Origin of the sequence: Fictibacillus arsenicus, from assembly GCF_001999465.1 — a bacterium.
In the GTDB taxonomy this organism is placed as follows: Bacteria; Bacillota; Bacilli; order Bacillales; family Fictibacillaceae; genus Fictibacillus; species Fictibacillus arsenicus.
Window position 1 is genome coordinate 1 of the sequence record NZ_MQMF01000039.1, and the last position, 1,007, is coordinate 1,007.

The 1,007-nt window shown below is 73.7% G+C and carries 1 protein-coding gene; it reads right to left on the reverse strand.

Translation table 11 applies throughout. The features are described 5' to 3' along the window. Nucleotides 1-1,007, reverse strand: a 1,007-nt coding sequence (locus UN64_RS21660; protein ID WP_171978994.1) for an arsenate reductase/protein-tyrosine-phosphatase family protein, incomplete at both ends; no start/stop codon positions are given.

Below are 1,007 nucleotides of genomic sequence, written 5' to 3' on the forward strand. Positions count from 1 at the left end.
GCGTCCCCGCAGCCCATCGTGATCACCACGTCCGCGCCCCGCACCGCGTCCGGGGTGAGCACCTTCGGGGTGTTCGCCGCGAGGTCGACCCCCACCTCGGCCATCACCGCGACGGCCGCCGGGTTCACCTCGTCCTTCGGTGCCGACCCCGCGGAGCGGACGTCGATGCGTCCGCCCGCGAGATGCTCGAGCCAGCCGGCGGCCATCTGGGAGCGGCCGGCGTTGTGCACGCAGACGAAGAGGACGGTGGGGCGGGGTGTGGTCATCGGGGGGCTCCTGACGGGGGCGGGCGACGTCGTCGCCGGGGTGGGGATCGTGGGGTCCTGCGGGAAGAGGCGGGGGCCGAGCCACCGGGCCACGGACACGAGCCCGACGAGCACCGGCACCTCGATGAGCGGGCCGACGACGCCGGCCAGCGCCTGTCCGGACTGCGCCCCGAACGTCGCGATCGCCACGGCGATGGCCAGCTCGAAGTTGTTGCCCGAGGCCGTGAACGCCACGGTGACGGACCGGGCGTAGTCGAGCCCGACGGCGCGGGAGGCGAACAGCCCCACCAGGAACATGACCGTGAAGTACGCCAGCAGCGGCAGCGCGATCCGGGCCACGTCCCACGGGCGCGAGGTGATCGCGTCCCCCTGCAGCGCGAACAGCAGGACCACCGTGAACAGCAGCCCGTACAGCGCCCACGGGCCGAGGCGCGGCAGGAACCGCTCCTCATACCAGGCGCGGCCGCGCGCGCGCTCGCCGAGCACGCGGGTCAGCGCCCCGGCCACGAGCGGCACGCCCAGGAAGACGAGCACGGAGGCCACGATCGCGGTGGCTGAGAACTCGGCCGACGTCGTCGGGAGCCCCAGCCAGCCCGGCAGCACCTGCAGGTAGAACCAGCCCAGCGCACCGAAGGCGAGCACCTGGAACACCGAGTTCACGGCCACGAGCACGGCGGCGGCCTCGCGGTCGCCGCACGCCAGGTCGTTCCAGATCAGCACCATGGCGATGCAGCGGGCCAG